This is a genomic window from Actinosynnema sp. NPDC037264 (assembly GCF_055603705.1).
Genome location: NZ_JBVJVK010000009.1, coordinates 16,236 through 31,866, shown reverse-complemented (window position 1 = coordinate 31,866; position 15,631 = coordinate 16,236). Strand labels below are relative to the sequence as shown.

Sequence of the window (15,631 nt, the reverse complement as noted above, 5' to 3'; positions counted from 1 at the left end):
GTCGGCACACCGAAGCCACGTTCCGGCGCTCCGGGACGTCTGAGGAGATGTGACCCTCATTCCCCAGCACCCCCACCAGCTCTCCGACGCGGGCGGTCGGAGCGTGCTCCGATGAGGTGGGCCGCCGACCTCGTCCTCGGCATCCGACTGGCCGTCGGGGGCAGCCGGACGTCCTGGGCGAGGTTGGCGCTCACCGCCGCCGGCGTCGGCCTCGGCGTCACCGTCCTGCTGCTGGCCGCCTCGATCGGCCCCGCGCGGGAGGCCAAGTCGCACCGCGTGCAGGCCGCGTCGGTCGACTCCACGACGGGTGACGCGAAGCTGAAAGCCCGCCACGTCAGCGTTTCCTGGCAAGGGCGGCTCATCACCGGCGTGGAACTGGCCGCCACCGCGCCCGACGCGCCCGTGCCGCCCGGTGTCGGCCGCATCCCGGGCCCGGGCGAGCTGGTCGTCTCACCCGAACTGCTCGACCTCATGCGCACCGACGACTCGGTCCGCGCCCGGTTCCCGGAGAGCGTGATCGGCGTGATCGCCGACGCGGGCCTGCCGAGGCCGAAGTCCCTGATCTTCTACGCGGGCCTGCCCGAAGCCCACCACGACAGCGCCCACCCGGCCGCGGGCTTCGGCAGCGACCAGCCGCCCGCCACCCTGCTGCCGATCTACCGGCTGCTGATGGTCGCCGCGATCAGCGCGCTGCTCGTCCCGCTCGGCATCTTCGTCCTGGTCGCCACCCGCCTCGGCACGACCGGCCGCGCCCAGCGCCTGGCCGCGATCCGGCTGGTCGGCGCGTCGCGCACGCAGATCCGCTGGATCGCGAGCGGCGAGACGTTGACCGGCGCGGTGCTCGGGCTGTTCGTCGGCGTGGCGCTGTTCTTCGCCGCACGGCCGCTCGCCCGGTTCATCGAGGTGGAAGGGGTGGGCTTCTTCCCGACCGACCTGCTGCCCGACCCGCTGCTCGGCGCCCTGATCGCGCTGGGCGTGCCGGTGGTGGCCGTCGTGTCGGCGCTGCTCGCCCTGCGCACGGAGGACGTCGGGCCGCTCGGCCTGTCCCGCGCCGTCGAACTGCCGCGGCACCGCGCGTGGTGGCGGTTCGGGCTGATCGGCGCGGGCGCCGCGCTGATCGTGGTGATCTCGGCGATCGGCAGCTACTGGCAGGTGGTGGCCGACGCGCGCCTGGCCGTCGGGCTCGGCGTCGGCATCGCGCTGGTCCTCGCGGGCACGGGCGCGGTGCTGCCGTGGCTGGTCGGCCAGGTCGCCCACCGCCTCGAACCGGACGGCGTCGCCCCGCTGCTCGCCCTGCGGACCCTCCGCTTCGACGCGGGCACGCCACGCGTGCTGTCCGGCGTCGTGGTGGTGCTGACCGGCTCGCTGACGTTGCAGGTCCTGCTCGGCGTGGCGGCCCAGTTCACCGCCGGACCGCCGACGGACACCCCGGACCGCTGGGTGCTCGACCTGCCCCCGCACGCCTCGGTCCGGTCGCTGGAAGAGGCGATCGCGCTGGTCGGCGGCGTGCGGCAGGTCAGCGAGGTGCGCGCGCACCCGACCGCCGGCGGCGGCACCGTCACCAGCACCGACTGCGTCGAGATCGCCGAGCGCCTCGACGTCGCGGACTGCGTGAACGGCGCCGCGTACCTGGTCGGTGACGGCCCGGAACCCGGCGCCAGGCTCAGGATCAACGGGCAGGAATGGGTCGTGCCGCAGTACGAGAAGGTCGACGGCGACCTGTGGGGGCTGGTCGTGGCGGGCGGCGCCGATCCCGTGCTGGCCTCCGTGCCACCGACCGAGCTCGTCGTGCGCGGCGACCCGGACGAGTCGTTCGGCGACCGCCTGATGGCCGCCACCGGCCGCGCCGACCGGGGCGTCACGCTGCGCCGCCAGTTCGAGGCCGGGCAGGTCGAGCTGTTCGCGTCCCTGCGCAGCGGCGTCATCGGCGGGTCGGTGCTGCTCACGCTGCTGGCCGTGATCGGCCTCGCGGCGGCGGCCGTCGACCAGGTCTTCGAACGCCGCCGTCCCACCGCGGTGCTGGCCGCGAACGGCGTGCCGCCGAAGGTCCTGGCGGTGTCCGCGCTGTGGCAGTCGGCGATACCCGCGGCGCTCGGCATCGCGCTGGCCATCCCGATCGGCCTGGGCACGGCATGGCTCGTCGCGCCGGGCGGGCGGTTCCGGGTCGACTGGACCGAGATCGCCACCACGGTCGCCGCCGCGGCGGTCGTCGTGCTCGTGGTGTCGCTGTGCACGTTGCCCGCGCTGCGCTCGGCGATCCGCCCGGCCGGCCTGCGAACCGAGTAGCGACGCACGCGAGCGATCCTCGGTTCCGCTTGCCACACCATCGAGCGGCGGCGGTATCCCCAGGTCAGACCGGGTGCTCTCAAGGAGCATGCATGATCGGAACAACAGTGAGCTGCTCCTGCGCGCCCGCTTCGGCGACGCCGACGCGTGGCACGAGATCGTCCGCCGGTACGCGCGCCTGGTGTGGGCCGTGCCGCGGTCGCACCGGCTGAGCCCCGAGGACGCGGCCGACGTCTGCCAGGCCACCTGGCTCGCGCTGGCCGAGAACCTGTCGGGCATCCGACACCCCGAGCGGCTGGGCGCGTGGCTGGTCACGACCACCCGGCGCGAGACGCTGACCGTGCTGCGGCTGCGCGGCCGGGAGGTGCCGCTCGACCGGTGGGAAGCGGCCGACGCCGGGCCGACGCCGGAGGAGCGCGCGCTGGCCCGTGACGCCGGGCTGTGGCGCGCGTACGCGACGTTGACCGACCGTTGCCGGGAGATCCTGCGGTTGGCGGCGTTCGCGCCGGAGCTGTCGTTCACGCAGGTCGCCGAGGCGGTCGGGATCCCGGTCAACAGCCTGGGCGCCACCCGCGGCCGGTGCCTGGCCGTGCTGCGGCGCCGACTCGGGGCGGAGGTGCCGCGGTGACCGGACCGACGCTCACGATGACCGACCGGGAGCTGCTGGACGCCCTCGCCCTGGTGGTGGACGACCTCGACCCGATGCCGGGCCCCCTGCTCGCCCGGGCGCGGTCCGCGCTGGTCGAACGCGCCGACGCGGTCACCTCGCGGTTGTTGTCCGACTCGGTGCACGTCGATCCCGGGCTGCCCCGCCGGGTGGTGTTCGCCGGGCTCGACCTGCGGCTGGACCGGGTGGCCGGTGGTCTGCGGGTCACCGGGTCGGCGCGGGCGGGGGCCGTCGTGGTCGCGCGGTGGCCGGGAGGTCGGGTGACGGCGGTGGTCGACCAGGCGGGCCGGTTCCACCTCGAACGGGTGCCGTTCGGGCCGGTCAGGTTCGTGCTGCGCGGCGTGGACGCCTCGGGCCGTGATCACGCCACGCCGTGGTTCGTCGCATGATGGACCGGGACCGGATCACGCGGCTGGAACGGGAGATCCGCGTGCTGTCGCGTTCGGCGGCGGTGGGTCGGCCGGCCGTGCCGCTCAACGACGTGGTCGACGCGTTGGGCGACCGGGCGCTGCTGGTCTTCATCAGCCACCGGGAGCGGTTGGTCGGCGTGTCCGTCACCGGTCGGCGGGTCGGGCTGCACGACTTCGGCGAGGCCCGGACCGCCGCGCGGCACGTCCGCTCGCTGCCGTCGGCGGACGCGGTGGCGGGGCTGGACCGCCTCCTGCGGCCGGCGGGCGACCGTCCGCTGGTCGTGGTGCCCAGTCCGGAGCTGGCGCGGGTGCCGTGGGCGGCGCTGCCGTCGGCCCGGGGGCGGGCGCTGTCGGTCGCGCCGTCGGTGAGTTGCTGGTTCAGGGCCCACGCGCGGCCGTTGGCACTGGCGAACCGGCTGTGGGTGGTCGGGCCGTCGCGTCCGCACGCGCGTCGGGAGGTCGAGGCGTTGCGGCGGGCGCACGGCGGGCCGGTCCGGTCCACTGTGGACGAGGCGTTGCGGGGAATGGCGGAGGCGGACGTCGTGCACTTCGCGGCGGACGGCGTGCGTCAAGACGAATTGTTTTCGTATCTGCAATTGGGTGACGGGCCGTTGCACGGGCACGATCTCGACGGCTTGGCGCGTGCGCCTTCGGTGGTGGTGCTCTCGGCGTGCGGGTCGGGATTGGCGCGGGTGTTGTTGAGGCGGGGCGCGCGGGTCGTCGTGGAGAGCGTGCGGCCGGTCGCGGACGAGCGGGTGGTGGACCTGATGGTCGACCTGCACGCGAACCTGGCCCACCCGGCGCAAGCGCTTGCCGATGCGCAGGTCCGGCACGGTGACCTCGGCTTCGTCTGCGTTGGCGCGGGGTGACCGCATGGCCTTGTGTCACCTATTTGAGTGACGCCCGAATAGGTGATTTGGACCCGTGGTACTGAAGTCGCCGGTCAGGCCCTTCATGACCGGTCCACAAGGGACACCGCGCGGGCGTCCACAACGGACAATTCACGCCATCACACCATCAGGTGGACACGACGGACTGTGTTCACGGATGGGTGGGGCGACACGGACAGCCGCACGGCACCGCCCTTCCGAGTGGGTTCCGCCGGAGAACGTTCGAAAATGCGGTTCCCAGTGCTAGACATAGCAGAACGTCGACCTCGAACGGTCCGTCCCGTTCGCCGTACCCGGAACGGTGGTGATCCACAGTGGCAGCTCCCAACGCGGTGCGCCGGGGTGGATCCCTGCTGCTCCGGACGCTCGCCGTGAGCGGGTTGGCGGCCGCGGCGTGGCTCGTGTGCGGCGGGGTCGCGGCGGCGGGCGAAGACCACCCGGACGAGGCGGCGAAGACGCTCGACGCGGTGAACGTGGCGATCGACGAGCAGCAGACCGCAGCCGCCGACCTGGTCACGTCGGTCGTGCCCGCCGGCGTCGCGCCGTTCGCGGCCGTCGGGGTCGCGGCTCAGCCTTTCGGGTCACCGTCGTCCGGGTCATCGTCGCTCGCGTCACCGTCCCTCGGTGGGGTGGAACTGGCCGCGGTCGAGTCCCGACCCCTGGCCGTGATGACCGACGGGCCCGCGCCGGAACCGGAAGCCGACCAGGAGCCGTACCCGGAGTCGTCCAGCACCGGCGGTTACAGCTACTCGAGCGGTTACGCGAGTGGCTACAGCCACTCGGGCACGGCGTCGAACACGATGCCCGCGCCGCTGTACGAGGCGAAGATCGCCCAGAAGGCCGCCGCGCGTGCGGCGGTCGTCGAGGCCCCGGTGTCGCCGGCGCCGCAGCCCGTCGCGCTGGCCGCACCGGTCCGCGTGAACGTCCTGCTCGCACCGACCGCCGAACCGTCACCGGACGTCTCCCCGGTCACCCCGAACGCCGAGGTGATCTGGGAGGTGCCGGAGCCGAGCGCTCCCGCGCCGACGCCGAAGCAGGCGCCCGCGCCGAGCGCGCCGACGGCGTCCTCGGGCGGCGCGGACAGCGGCGGCGGTGGCCACCGGGGCGGCGTGAACGCGTCGTTGACCGGGCAGGCGGACCTGAAGCCGTTGGTCGCGTGGTCGGCCGAGCGGTGGGACGACGGCAGGTCGCCGGGCAGCGTCCCGGGGCTGCCCAGCACATCACCCGACTGAGGTCAGACGGGATCCGTGTGCCCTGAGCACGCGCGACCACACACTGCCTGACCTGGTCATTTCGCGCACATCACGTTTGTCGACGGCTGTCGCACCACACCCAAGGGTTCCCGTCCTGCCAACCGCGCCCTGGCAGGACGGGCCAGGTCCCGTCGCCGCGCTGCCCCCGCGAGCGCTGGGACCGAACGGGAACCTGCGGCAGGGGACGCCAATCCCTGGAGCGTCCCCGCCGCAGGTCCACGAACCGCCGTCGGGCTCCGGCTCAACGAGGGGCTGCGCCGGAGCCCGACGGCCGACGGCCGCCTAACACGATCGAGTGATCACCACCAGAAAATGTACGGAAACACCGTTACCGCCCCTCGGTTAAACCATGAGGACCCCCGCCAACCACCCACCACGTCCCCGCAGCCACCCCAACCACCGCTCAACCATCCCCACCCCCCGCCCCGCCACCGACCACCACCGCCCCACCCCGAACCCCCGAACCCCCGGATCCGCGGATCCGCGGATCCGGGATCGGAGGTCGCGGAACGAGTGGCCCGCCGCCCCTCTGGCCCGCCGCCCCTGCCGAACCGCAGATCCGTTGCCCGGCAACCCCTGGCCCGCTAGGCGACCGGCACGGCGAGGTCGGCGTCGGTCGGCATCGTGGAGCCCGTGACGGAGGCGGCGACCAGGCCCAGGCGGCGGGCGGCGTCGCGCAGGACGTCCGGTGATTGCACGAACGGCAGGCGCAGCCAGCGTTCGAAGCCGCCGTGGGCGCCGAAGCGCGAGCCCGGTGCGAGGCGGATGCCGTGGTTCTGGGCCACGACGGCGATGCGCGTGCTCACCGGCGCGTCCAGTTCGCACCACACGCTGAGACCGCCCTCCGGCCTGCGGAAACGCCAGGTCGGGCAGTGTTCGCGCAGGCCCTCCATGAGCACGTCGCGCTGGGCCGCCAGCTGGGCCCGCCGGTCGCGCAGCGCGGGTTCGGGATCGGCCAGCAGCTCGGCCAGCACCAGCTGGTCGACCACCGCCGAGCCCAGGTCGAGGGCGGTCCGCGTCGAGATCAGGCGGTGGACCACTTCGGTCGACGCGCGGATCCAGCCGATCCGCAGGCCGCCCCAGTGGGACTTGCTGGCCGAGCCCAGGGTCACGACCAGGTCGTCCGCGAACTTCGCCAGCGGCGGCGGGCCGGCCAGTGGGTCGCCGTCCAGGTCCAGTTCGACGACGGTCTCGTCCACCACCAACGGCGTGCGCGCCCGGCGGGCGGTGTCGGCCAGTTCGGCGCGACCCTCGGCGTCCAGGCGGTGCGCGGTGGGGTTGTGGAAGTCCACCACGACGTACGCCATGCGCGGTGCGGCTTGGCGGAGGGCGGCGGCGATCCCGGGCAGGTCCCAGCCGGTCTCCGTCATCGCGACCGGCACCGGGATCGCGGAGACAGCCTTGATCGCGTCCAGCGCGTTTGGGTAGCTCGGCTGCTCCACCAGCACCCGGTCACCCGGACCGGTGAACAGGCGCAGGGTCAACGCCAACGCGTGCTGCGCGCCGCTGGTCACCACGATCTGCTCCGGCGACGTCGGCAGACCCCGCGCCGCGTACCGGGCCGCGATGCGCTCCCGCAGCCCGGGCACCCCGTGCTCGTAGTACCCGTGATCCGCGAGGTGCTCGGGCAGGTATCGCCGGACCTGGTCGAACGCCGCCAGCACGCCCGGCAGCGCCGGCGGAGCGGCCCGCGCGAAGTCGACCATGCTGTGCCCCACCAACGGGGTGTCCGGCGTGACGCCCAACGTCCCCGTCGGCAGGCTGATCCACGACCCCGCCCCGCGCCGGCTCGCGACCAGTCCTTCCGACCGCAGCTGGTCCAACGCCGCCGTGATCATCGTCCGGCTCACCGGCAGCACCTCGGCCAGCTCGCGTTCCGCGGGCAGCCGGGTACCGGCGGGCAGCCGGCCGTCCAGCACCAGCATCCGGATCGCCGCCGCCAGGTCCGCCGAGCCGTGACGTGCACCACGGCGGCGCCACTCGCCGAGCAGTCGGGCCAGGCGGAAGCCGGATATACGTCCACCTGGTGGGACGTCGGAGTTCATGAGGCCAATTATTGCGGATTGGCTCTGGAATACAAGGCCAATCTGGACGAAGGATGGCCACATGCTCGCCGCACTCACCCAGGTCCCGGTCTCCGTCTCGCCCGTCCGCCGCGTCCCGCAACTGCTGGTGGGGCTGTGGCTCTACGGCGCGAGCATGGCGCTGCAGATCCGCGCCACCCTCGGCCTCGACCCGTGGGACGTGCTGCACGAGGGCCTGACCAAGATCACCGGGCTGTCCTTCGGCCTGATCACCGCCATCGTCGGCGCCGTGGTCCTGCTCTGCTGGATCCCGCTCAGGCAGAAGCCGGGCGTCGGCACGGTCGCCAACGTGGTCGTCATCGGCCTGGCGGTGGACGTCACGCTGTTCCTCCTGCCGACCCCGACCGGGCTCCTGCCCCGCATCCTGTTCCTCACCGCCGGCATCGTGCTGAACGGCCTGGCCGCCGCCACCTACATCGGCGCCCGCCTCGGCCCCGGCCCGCGCGACGGCCTGACGACCGGTTTCTGCGCGCGGACCGGGATCTCGTTGCGCCTGGTGCGCACGGTGGTCGAGGTGGCCGTGCTCGGCATCGGCTGGCTGCTCGGCGGCACGATCGGCGTCGGCACCGTCCTGTACGCCTTCACCATCGGCCCGCTGACGCAACTGTTCCTCCCGCTGGTCACCTGGGTGAGCGAGCGACCCGCTTCCTGACCTCCACGTAGTTCACGCCACGCGCCTCCAGCACCTCGGCCACCAGCCCTCCCTGCGCCAGCAGCGCCAGCAGCAGGTGCTCCTGGCCGAGCGTGCCGTGGCCGAGGTCGCGCGCTTCGACCAGGCTGCGCTCCAACGTCTTCTTGGCCGCCGCGGTGAACGGCAGGTGGTTGCCGAAGAACCGCCGCCGCCGACGGGTCGGCGCCCCGGCCAGCGCGCCTTCGCCGTGGCTGCGCTCGACCGACGCCACGATCTGGTCGACGTCGATGCCGAGCCGCCGCAACGCCTCGGTGTCGGCGTCGCTGAGCCCGCCCTTGCGGCGCGCGGCGGCGAACGCGTCGACCACCTCGTCACGTGCGAGCTCGAACTCGGCCAGGACCGGCGCGTCGAGCAGCGCCAGCGCCAGGTGCTCGGGCCCGATCTCCGGCGCGTCGAGGCGTTCGGCCTGCACGACGGCGTCGTGGACGGCTTGGCGGGCGGCCCTGGTGAACCGTTCCCCGATCATCGGTCTCCCCCGTGCTTCTTGTGGACGGCCTGTCGGGTGACCCCGAGTTCGGCCGCGATCTCCTGCCAGGACCAGCCGCGGGCGCGGGCGTTGCGCACCTGCACGGCTTCGAGTGTTTCCAGTAGGCGGCGCAGCGCGCTGACCGCTCGCAGCCCGACCCTGGGGTCTTGGTCGCCCGCCGCCGAGGCGAGCTCGGTCGCTTCCGTCATGCCGTCAACTTTGGTTGACACGGGCCGGGTTGTCAACCCAGGTTGACACACTAGGCTCGGTGACGATGCCGGAGATCACCACCGCCGAACGGGCCGGAGTGGGCCGCGACGGCCTGCCGCGCCCGACCGAGGACCGGATCGTCCGACTGCCGAACGCCGTGGTGCTGCTGGACGGCGCGACCTCGCCGACCCCTCGTGAGCGCGACGGCGGCTGGCACTCCCGCCACCTGGCCGCCGAGCTGACCCACGTCACCGATGACCAAGACCTGGCCGACCAGCTCGCCCGCGCCATCGCACGACTGGCGGCCACGCACGGCCTCACGCCGGGGGACTCACCGTCCAGCACGGTCGCGATCACGCGCTGGACCGCCACCGCCGTCGACGTCCTGGTGCTCGCGGACAGCCCGGTCGTGGTGTTCACCGACGCCGGCGTCGAGGTCGTCGCCGACCACCGGCTGCGCGACCTGCGCGGCCGGGTCGACCGGATCACCGACTGGCGCAACCGCGAGCACGGCTGGTGGGTGGCGGAGGCGGACCCGGCCGCCGCGCACCGGGCCGTGCGGGCGAGGTGGCCGCGTGACCGGGTCCGCGCGGTGCTGATGGCGACCGACGGCGTGTCCTGCGGCGTGGACGACTACGGCTTGTTCGCGGACTGGCAAACCGTGTTGCACATCACGTCGGAATTGGGGCCGGAAGCCGTGCTGGACGAGATCCGCGCGGCCGAAGAGGGTGACGCGGATCGCACGAAGTGGCCCCGGCCGAAAGTGCACGACGATCAGGCGCTGGCGGTCATCCGATTCGACACCGGGAAATGAGAAAAGCCCCTCGCGGAGAGCGGAGGGGCTTTTCTCTGACGTTCTGGTGGCCAGGGGCGGGGTCGAACCGCCGACCTACCGCTTTTCAGGCGGTCGCTCGTACCAACTGAGCTACCTGGCCAGGTAGCGGATCGACCAACCGGCCGAACTGCCTTGCGACCCAGACGGGACTCGAACCCGCGACCTTCGCCGTGACAGGGCGACGCGCTAACCAACTGCGCCACTGGGCCTTGCGCACTACTTCATCTTGTCGATCGTCACTGTACTCCACTTGCGGTACTGCGTGCCCCCAACGGGATTCGAACCCGCGCTACCGCCTTGAAAGGGCGGGGTCCTAGGCCGCTAGACGATGGGGACCTAGTTCCTCCGGCAGCCCTTGGGCCACCTTCTTTCCCAGGCCCTCCACGCTGTCCGGTGGAAGCATCGTAAGCATAGGGCACGAGGGTCCACACCTCCAAAACGGGGGTGGCACACGGTGTTGACCTGCGATTCCACCCCCGTTCGCGGCGGTTCACCCGCGCGTCGGGGTCACCGGGGCGAGCAGTCGGTCGGCGAACTCCGCCCGTTCCGCGTCGGACAGCACGGCCAGCGCGTCGTCGAACCGGTCGTCGGTCAGCTGCTCGGCCCGCCGCCACCGCGCCGCGAGGTCCGGCCGGTCCGCCACGGACGCCAGCAGCGCCTCCGCGTCCTCCGGGCGCCACCCCGTGCGCAGGAGCCGCCCGCGACCGCCACCGGGGTCCAGCGCGACGGCCTGGGTCACGTCGAGCCCGACGGCGCGCAGCGCGGCGAAGTGCAGCCCGCCGCGCAGCTCGCGCAGCACCATCAGGGCGTGACCGAGCGCGGCCGGGCCGTCGTCGGGACGTGCTGCCTCGCGCCAGCCGCGGAACAGCGGCAAGGCGGACGCCTCCACGCCGTCGACCACCGCGAACGCGAGCTCGGCGAAGCGGGCGGGCTCGGGCGTCCCGGCGAGGTGGTTGCGGGACCAGTCCCAGCACCCGCCGAGGTAGGCCTCGATCGCGCGGTCGGCGGGGAACGCGCGCACGAGCGCCTTCTCGACCAGCCACTCGGGGAAGATGCCGAGCACGGAGGCCACCACGCCGGGCGACGGGTTGCCGAGCACCGCCGTGCGGCCGCGGAAGTAGAGGGTGCGCGGCGGCAGGCCGGCGGCTTCCTCGCGGGCGGCGAGTTCGGGCGAGGTCATGAACGAGCCGGCGATCTCGACCAGCGGTTCCCTGGTCAGCCGAGCGGTGGAGAGCATTTTGTAACACTGTCACAAAACTCCGGCGGCCGGCAATGCGCGGGCAGCGCGAAGTGCGCGGCTTCGGTTCGGCGCCGCGATGAGGCCGGGTTTCGAGGGTGTCCAGGTGACGGCGGCCCCTTCGTGGACGAGTCCCGAAGGGGCCGCGACTTCGGCGTCCTACCGCTGCACGGGCGGCACGCCCCCGTCCTCGCCCGGCGACAGCCCGAGCATGTCGAGCAGCAACCGGCAGTCCTCGGCGCTGGTGGCGCCGCGCGCCACCGACAGCCGAGCCCGGTGCACCTGCTCGTCCGAGATCCTCGACGGCTCACCGGTTCGCTGGGCAGGCACCCCACCGCCGCCCGGCCTGGACATCGTCTCGTCCTGGTTCCACAGGAACTGACGCACTTCTAGAGACCCGCTCATGACGCCTCCCCGACTTGAGGTTGGCGCGAGGCTAAGCGAGCCCATCGAACCACCGCAGCCCCCCGGAGAGTGATTCAGGGGCGACGCAGCGTCACTTTCCGTGTAGGCCACTTGGTGTCAAGCGGCGCGTGATGTGCTTGTCGCGAACGAGGAGGGTGCAACCCATGACTGAACCGGTACCGGGGCAGACGCCGGAACCAGCGGTGGCGGACGACGCGACCGCCACGCCGCCGCCCGCAGGCGAGCCCGAAACCGCAGAGCCCCAAACCGCAGAGCCCCAGACCGCAGAGCCCGAGGCCACGGCGCCGGAGCCCACCGCGGCGGCCGAGCCCGAAACCGCCCAGAACGCCGACACCGCCGCAGCCGCCGGGCCGCCACCGGCGGCGAACCCGCAGGAACTGTTCGGCAGCCTGTCGCTGTCCGCGATCGAGGCGGACATCGACCGGCTGATGAGCGACAAGATGAAGCAGCTCGACGGGATGCTCGCGGGCCTGGAGGACCTGGTGCACCGGCTGGAGGGCGAGATCACCAACCTCGAGCCGCCACCGGACGAGTCCGATACCCCCAAGGGGTAGCACCCCGGGCGCGCCCAACGGACGAAAACGGGCTGAGCACAGGGTTCGACGCATCGACTACCTGAAGATTTCGGTCCAACCCACTCCCCAGGCCCACGTGCGCGTGCAACAATCCGAATTGCTGACACACCCCCGGTCAGCGCCTGTGGAGATCCCCTCCGGCCCCCGCGTTCCTCCCCCTGGCGCGGGGGCCTCTCCATGCACACATCTGTGACCCAGGCCACAGTGTCGCCGGTTCCGCAATCCAACCGTTATCGTGTCGCCGTGCCTCTTGGATCCCTTGGACGGTCGAAGTCGGGCCGGCATCGCCCGCCCGCGCGTGAACAGGAAGAAGCCGTGCCCGCCGACGAGGAGCTGGAGTCGTACCTGGCCGCCCTCGCCCCGGAGACGACGGACGCGGAGACGACGGCCGGCACGAGCTTCGGGACCGCGCAGGTCTACCAGCTCCGCCTCCAGCTGATGGCGAACGAGCAGCTGAAGGAACTGGCCGCCGAGCGGCAGACGTCCCCCCAGGCGCTGGCCACCGAGTGGGTCATGCAGCGGTTGGAGTGGGAAGCCCGCCAGCGCGGCTACTAGCACCGCCCGCCGACACCGAACGCCCCGGCACCCGAAGCCGGGCCCGAACGCGAACAGGCCCCCGACCGTCCCGGTCGGGGGCCTGCGCCGTTGGTGCGAAAAGACGTGGATCGGAAACGATCTGCCGCGATCAGACCTTGCGCACGTTCTGGGCCTGCGGACCCTTGGTGCCCTGGCCGATCTCGAACTCGACCCGCTGGTTCTCCTCCAGGGTGCGGAACCCCTGGCCCTGGATTTCCGAGTAGTGCACGAAGACGTCCGGCCCGCCGTTCTCCTGGGCGATGAAGCCGAAGCCCTTCTCGGAGTTGAACCACTTGACAGTGCCCAGTGCCATGTACCTGCCTCCATCGCAGGAAAGCTTGGGGCTGCACCGTGCAGCCCCGGCCGTCCCGGGGCGTTTCCCCCACCGCTCAGGGTGGGGACGGCACGCCCGCGTGTCGTTCCGCGAGCGTGAGACACGAACACAGAAACCACGGCCTGCGTGGCTGAGCGTATCGGTTGGTGACGCCCAGCACTACACCCCCGAAGTCATTGGTCCACCGGACAGCTACTTCTCCGTCACCTTGGGTGGTTCCGGCAGCTGCACGTCGGCCTGCCCGATGTTGCGCTCCAACGCGGACCGCCACTCGCCGGAGCCGACCATCTTCTCGATGGCCGCGCTGACGTCCGACCGGCCCTTGGCGTCGTCCTTGGCCAGGCCGATGCCGTAGCGCTCGGTGGTGAACGGGGTGCCGACCAGCTTGAGCAGCTCGGGGTTCTCCGCCACGTACCCGGCGAGGATCACCTCGTCGGTGGTGACCGCGTCGACGTTGGCCGCGAGCAGGGCGACGACGCAGTCGGAGTACTGGCCGTACTCCACCAGCTGCACGTCCTGGGCGAACTGCTCCTTCACCTTCTGCGCGGACGTCGAGCCGGTGACCGAGCACAGCTTCTTGCCGTTGAGCGTCTCGGGGCCGCTGATCTCGTCGTCGCTGAAGCGGACGAGCACGCCCTGGCCGGTCTCGAAGTACGGGCCGGCGAAGGACACGTGCTCCTTGCGCTTGTCGGTGATCGAGTAGGTGGCGACGACGAAGTCCACCTCGCCGTTCTCGATCAGCTTCTCGCGGTCGGCGGAGCGCGCTTCGCGCCAGGTGATGCCGGATTCGTCGACGCCGAGCTGGGCGGCGACGTACTTGGCGACGTCCACGTCGAAGCCGACGAACTTGCCGTCGAGCCTGCGCTGACCGAGGCCCGGCTGGTCGAACCGGATGCCGATGGTCAGCTCGCCGTCGTCGGCCTTGCCGGCCAGGGTGTCGTCGCTCGCGCCGCCGCACGCGGCGATCAGGGAGAGGGCCGTGACCAGGGCGGTCGCGGGCAGCAGTCGTCGGAACAGCATGAGGTGCGAACCTCTCGGGGTGCTCGGGAAGCGGCGCGGATCGACGCGCCGGACGTTGGCCATGCTAAGCAAACCGAGCGGTCCTCTAGATGCGATAAAAGTCGCAGTGGTCCATGCCACTACGCCGTACGGAGCAATCGGCGCTGTGAGTCCGCCTACTCCTGGCTAGGACGGGAGGAGCGCGCGCCGGGGCGCAACCCGCAGGCCGAGCCGCCGTATCGCTTTGTTCACGTGGCCTTCGGGCACGCCCCAGCGGATCGGCGCGGGCACCATGAGCGCGGCGGCCCGGACGGCCCGCAGCAAGGCCGTGGCGGCGGGTTCGGCGTACGAGCGGTGGCCGTGCAGGGCGATGGCCCACGGCGGCAGCACGGAGTACGCGAGGTGGCCGAGCAGCGGCTCGTAGGCGTCCAGGCTGAGCCGCAGCACGCCGTCCAGGGGCGGGCGGTGCAGGAACCGGTACACGACTTCGGAGTCCGACGTGCGCTTCAGCTCGGGCAGCGTGGCGGCGAAGTAGTCGGCCATCTCCGCGGCGCTGCCGGGCACCTCGTCCTCGTGCAGGCCGACGAGGGCGGCGGTGCGGCGTTGCTCGGTGTAGTAGCGGTCGGCCTGGGCGTCGGTGAGGCGGTAGCCGGCGCGCCGCAGGACGGTGAGGAAGCTGTGCACCTCGGCGCAGTGCACCCAGAGCAGCAGTTCGGGGTCGTCGATGCGGAAGCTCTTGCCGGTGGCGTCCTTCGCGCGCAGGGTGCGGTGCACGCCCCGGACGCGTGCCGCGGCCCGTTCGACCTCTTCGGTGGAGCCGTAGCTGACCGTGCCGACGAAGTCCGCGGTCCGCAGGAGGCGGCCGAGCGGGTCCTGCTGGAAGGTGGAGTTCTGCACGACGGCCGCGACGGCGCGCGGGTGCAGCGCCTGGAGGTAGAGGCTGGTGATGCCGGCGACCCACATCGCGGGGTCGGCGTGCAGCTGCCAGGTGACGGTTCCCGGTCCGAGCATCCCGACGTCCACCACCCGATCGTGTCACGCCAGGCCGTTCTCGTCACCCCTCGCGACCTGCCGGAACAGGCTGGGGCGTAACGCCTTCCGCGGCGTGGACGATTCCACGTGACACCGTGGAGCCTGGAACGGGTGTTGGGATGAGCAGTGGCAGGAGTGTCGCCTTCGCCGGCGTGGCGCTGTTACTGGCGACCGGCGCTCTCGTGACGCTGGCGCTCACGGTGAACGAGCCCCGACCGGTCGACGCGCGCCAGGTGCACCTGAGCCCGGTGGAGCCCGGTGTGCTCAGCGCCACTTACACGACCACGCTGGAGATCGCGCGGCCGACGACGGTCCCCGTGGTGGTCCCGCCGCCCGCGCAGCGGCCCGCGCCGCCGATCACCACGGTCAGCACCGTCCCCGTGACGACGACGTCCGAGCCGCCTCCGTCGTCCAGCACGACGTCGAGCACGACGTCCACGCGTCCGTCGTGGGGCGACAACTGCGACCACTCGTACGTGACCGACGGCCCGTGCGTGCCGTGGCGGTTCCCGCGCGGTGTGTCGCGGCCGTGCGAGTGGCTGTACGAGCAGGGCATCACGCGGATCGAGGTCATCGGCTGGGACCGCCACTACCTCGACCGGGACCGGGACGGCATCGCCTGCGAACGTGCCGACTGACGGTCCGCGCCGACCTGGGCGT

18 protein-coding genes and 3 tRNA genes are annotated in these 15,631 nt (G+C 72.3%); 10 read left to right on the top strand and 11 right to left on the bottom strand.

Features of this window, described 5'->3' with window-relative positions; genetic code table 11:
• Window positions 1-111 precede the first annotated feature (111 nt).
• From ACZ7GX_RS13330 to ACZ7GX_RS13310, 5 genes are all read left to right on the top strand, one after another.
• Window positions 112-2,286, top strand: a complete 2,175-nt coding sequence (locus ACZ7GX_RS13330; protein WP_498776204.1) for an FtsX-like permease family protein — start codon at window positions 112-114, stop codon at window positions 2,284-2,286.
• Between the two features lie 88 nt (window positions 2,287-2,374).
• Window positions 2,375-2,914, top strand: coding sequence for an RNA polymerase sigma factor (locus ACZ7GX_RS13325; RefSeq protein ID WP_498776200.1), 540 nt, complete (start codon window positions 2,375-2,377; stop codon window positions 2,912-2,914).
• Complete coding sequence (locus ACZ7GX_RS13320; RefSeq protein ID WP_498776197.1) at window positions 2,911-3,342, top strand: Ig-like domain-containing protein; 432 nt, start codon at window positions 2,911-2,913, stop codon at window positions 3,340-3,342. Before ACZ7GX_RS13325 ends, ACZ7GX_RS13320 begins: the two co-directional genes overlap by 4 nt.
• A complete protein-coding gene (locus ACZ7GX_RS13315; protein WP_498776194.1) occupies window positions 3,339-4,232 on the top strand; it encodes a CHAT domain-containing protein in 894 nt (297 codons plus the stop codon). The genes ACZ7GX_RS13320 and ACZ7GX_RS13315 overlap by 4 nt, the downstream gene beginning before the upstream one ends.
• 335 nt (window positions 4,233-4,567) lie before the next feature.
• A complete protein-coding gene (locus tag ACZ7GX_RS13310) occupies window positions 4,568-5,485 on the top strand; it encodes a hypothetical protein (RefSeq protein ID WP_498776191.1) in 918 nt (305 codons plus the stop codon).
• A gap of 605 nt (window positions 5,486-6,090) precedes the next feature.
• On the opposite strand, the gene yczR is transcribed toward ACZ7GX_RS13310, so the two are convergent.
• Window positions 6,091-7,551, bottom strand: coding sequence for a MocR-like transcription factor YczR (yczR, locus tag ACZ7GX_RS13305; protein ID WP_498776189.1), 1,461 nt, complete (start codon window positions 7,549-7,551; stop codon window positions 6,091-6,093).
• 61 nt (window positions 7,552-7,612) lie between these two features.
• On the opposite strand from yczR, the gene yczE reads away from it, so the two are divergent.
• A complete protein-coding gene (gene yczE, locus ACZ7GX_RS13300) occupies window positions 7,613-8,242 on the top strand; it encodes a membrane protein YczE (protein WP_498776187.1) in 630 nt (209 codons plus the stop codon).
• Here yczE and ACZ7GX_RS13295 read toward each other — a convergent pair.
• The gene (locus tag ACZ7GX_RS13295; protein WP_498776185.1) at window positions 8,211-8,747 is read right to left on the bottom strand and encodes a Clp protease N-terminal domain-containing protein; all 537 of its coding nucleotides are present in this window, start codon (window positions 8,745-8,747) and stop codon (window positions 8,211-8,213) included. The two genes, yczE and ACZ7GX_RS13295, sit on opposite strands and share 32 nt — an antisense overlap.
• Window positions 8,744-8,956: a helix-turn-helix domain-containing protein gene (locus ACZ7GX_RS13290; protein WP_077010893.1), complete on the bottom strand. Its 213-nt coding sequence runs from the start codon at window positions 8,954-8,956 to the stop codon at window positions 8,744-8,746. Before ACZ7GX_RS13290 ends, ACZ7GX_RS13295 begins: the two co-directional genes overlap by 4 nt.
• 65 nt (window positions 8,957-9,021) lie before the next feature.
• Between ACZ7GX_RS13290 and ACZ7GX_RS13285 the strand changes: the two genes are divergently transcribed.
• The gene (locus tag ACZ7GX_RS13285) at window positions 9,022-9,771 is read left to right on the top strand and encodes a protein phosphatase 2C domain-containing protein (protein WP_498776589.1); all 750 of its coding nucleotides are present in this window, start codon (window positions 9,022-9,024) and stop codon (window positions 9,769-9,771) included.
• Between the two features lie 44 nt (window positions 9,772-9,815).
• Here the strand turns inward: ACZ7GX_RS13285 and ACZ7GX_RS13280 are convergent.
• The 5 genes from ACZ7GX_RS13280 to ACZ7GX_RS13260 form a co-directional block, all read right to left on the bottom strand.
• Window positions 9,816-9,892: transfer RNA gene (locus ACZ7GX_RS13280), tRNA-Phe, on the bottom strand.
• A 35-nt stretch (window positions 9,893-9,927) separates the two neighbouring features.
• A tRNA-Asp gene (locus tag ACZ7GX_RS13275) sits at window positions 9,928-10,001 on the bottom strand.
• Between the two features lie 54 nt (window positions 10,002-10,055).
• A tRNA-Glu gene (locus ACZ7GX_RS13270) sits at window positions 10,056-10,128 on the bottom strand.
• Between the two features lie 154 nt (window positions 10,129-10,282).
• Entirely contained in the window at window positions 10,283-11,029 is a 747-nt protein-coding gene (locus ACZ7GX_RS13265) for an SCO6745 family protein (RefSeq protein WP_498776183.1), read from the bottom strand.
• 159 nt (window positions 11,030-11,188) lie between these two features.
• Window positions 11,189-11,434, bottom strand: coding sequence for a hypothetical protein (locus ACZ7GX_RS13260; protein WP_123745109.1), 246 nt, complete (start codon window positions 11,432-11,434; stop codon window positions 11,189-11,191).
• Between the two features lie 164 nt (window positions 11,435-11,598).
• Here ACZ7GX_RS13260 and ACZ7GX_RS13255 point away from each other — a divergent pair, with 164 nt between their 5' ends.
• Complete coding sequence (locus ACZ7GX_RS13255; RefSeq protein ID WP_498776181.1) at window positions 11,599-12,009, top strand: hypothetical protein; 411 nt, start codon at window positions 11,599-11,601, stop codon at window positions 12,007-12,009.
• A 336-nt stretch (window positions 12,010-12,345) separates the two neighbouring features.
• Entirely contained in the window at window positions 12,346-12,585 is a 240-nt protein-coding gene (locus ACZ7GX_RS13250; protein WP_498776179.1) for a hypothetical protein, read from the top strand.
• Between the two features lie 130 nt (window positions 12,586-12,715).
• Here the strand turns inward: ACZ7GX_RS13250 and ACZ7GX_RS13245 are convergent, their stop codons facing one another.
• From ACZ7GX_RS13245 to ACZ7GX_RS13235, 3 genes are all read right to left on the bottom strand, one after another.
• The gene (locus tag ACZ7GX_RS13245; protein WP_015105489.1) at window positions 12,716-12,919 is read right to left on the bottom strand and encodes a cold-shock protein; all 204 of its coding nucleotides are present in this window, start codon (window positions 12,917-12,919) and stop codon (window positions 12,716-12,718) included.
• Between the two features lie 213 nt (window positions 12,920-13,132).
• Window positions 13,133-13,960, bottom strand: coding sequence for a glutamate ABC transporter substrate-binding protein (locus tag ACZ7GX_RS13240; protein WP_498776177.1), 828 nt, complete (start codon window positions 13,958-13,960; stop codon window positions 13,133-13,135).
• A gap of 165 nt (window positions 13,961-14,125) precedes the next feature.
• Window positions 14,126-14,962, bottom strand: a complete 837-nt coding sequence (locus ACZ7GX_RS13235; protein ID WP_498776173.1) for an oxygenase MpaB family protein — start codon at window positions 14,960-14,962, stop codon at window positions 14,126-14,128.
• A gap of 128 nt (window positions 14,963-15,090) precedes the next feature.
• Here ACZ7GX_RS13235 and ACZ7GX_RS13230 point away from each other — a divergent pair, with 128 nt between their 5' ends.
• A complete protein-coding gene (locus ACZ7GX_RS13230; RefSeq protein ID WP_498776170.1) occupies window positions 15,091-15,609 on the top strand; it encodes an excalibur calcium-binding domain-containing protein in 519 nt (172 codons plus the stop codon).
• Window positions 15,610-15,631 lie beyond the last annotated feature (22 nt).

Bases quoted from the DNA above. Each gene is read 5' to 3' on its own strand.
- ACZ7GX_RS13330 (WP_498776204.1), top strand. From the start codon at position 112: ATGAGGTGGGCCGCCGACCTCGTCCTCGGCATCCGACTGGCCGTCGGG.
- ACZ7GX_RS13325 (WP_498776200.1), top strand. From the start codon at position 2,375: ATGCATGATCGGAACAACAGTGAGCTGCTCCTGCGCGCCCGCTTCGGC.
- ACZ7GX_RS13315 (WP_498776194.1), top strand. From the start codon at position 3,339: ATGATGGACCGGGACCGGATCACGCGGCTGGAACGGGAGATCCGCGTG.
- yczR (WP_498776189.1), bottom strand. From the start codon at position 7,551: ATGAACTCCGACGTCCCACCAGGTGGACGTATATCCGGCTTCCGCCTG.
- yczE (WP_498776187.1), top strand. From the start codon at position 7,613: ATGCTCGCCGCACTCACCCAGGTCCCGGTCTCCGTCTCGCCCGTCCGC.
- ACZ7GX_RS13295 (WP_498776185.1), bottom strand. From the start codon at position 8,747: ATGATCGGGGAACGGTTCACCAGGGCCGCCCGCCAAGCCGTCCACGAC.
- ACZ7GX_RS13290 (WP_077010893.1), bottom strand. From the start codon at position 8,956: ATGACGGAAGCGACCGAGCTCGCCTCGGCGGCGGGCGACCAAGACCCC.
- ACZ7GX_RS13285 (WP_498776589.1), top strand. From the start codon at position 9,022: ATGCCGGAGATCACCACCGCCGAACGGGCCGGAGTGGGCCGCGACGGC.
- ACZ7GX_RS13265 (WP_498776183.1), bottom strand. From the start codon at position 11,029: ATGCTCTCCACCGCTCGGCTGACCAGGGAACCGCTGGTCGAGATCGCC.
- ACZ7GX_RS13260 (WP_123745109.1), bottom strand. From the start codon at position 11,434: ATGAGCGGGTCTCTAGAAGTGCGTCAGTTCCTGTGGAACCAGGACGAG.
- ACZ7GX_RS13255 (WP_498776181.1), top strand. From the start codon at position 11,599: ATGACTGAACCGGTACCGGGGCAGACGCCGGAACCAGCGGTGGCGGAC.
- ACZ7GX_RS13245 (WP_015105489.1), bottom strand. From the start codon at position 12,919: ATGGCACTGGGCACTGTCAAGTGGTTCAACTCCGAGAAGGGCTTCGGC.
- ACZ7GX_RS13240 (WP_498776177.1), bottom strand. From the start codon at position 13,960: ATGCTGTTCCGACGACTGCTGCCCGCGACCGCCCTGGTCACGGCCCTC.
- ACZ7GX_RS13230 (WP_498776170.1), top strand. From the start codon at position 15,091: ATGAGCAGTGGCAGGAGTGTCGCCTTCGCCGGCGTGGCGCTGTTACTG.